Consider the following 259-nt stretch of genomic DNA (forward strand, 5'->3'; position numbering starts at 1 on the left):
CTTTTGACCACTGCGTCAACACCATCAAGGAGCGTCTGCACGCTATTCCGGTCCTGCTGCAGCTGCCGATCGGTGCCGAGGACCAGTTCATGGGCATCGTCGACCTGGTCGAGATGAACGCTAAGACGTGGCGTGGTGAGACCGAGCTTGGTGCTCACTACGAGACTGAGGACATCCCGGCCGACATGAAGGACGAGGCCGAGGCTGCCCGCGCGGAGATGCTCGAGACTATCGCCGAGAACGATGAAGAGTTCATGGA

General features: G+C 59.8%; 1 pseudogene. It reads left to right on the plus strand.

From position 1 onward, the window contains the following. Window positions 1–259, plus strand: a pseudogene (gene fusA, locus C1X29_RS28820) (elongation factor G); the annotation flags it as partial.

It is taken from the genome of Pseudomonas sp. GW456-12-10-14-LB2 (assembly GCF_002884345.1).
Lineage (GTDB): Bacteria > Pseudomonadota > Gammaproteobacteria > Pseudomonadales > Pseudomonadaceae > Aquipseudomonas > Aquipseudomonas paraglycinae.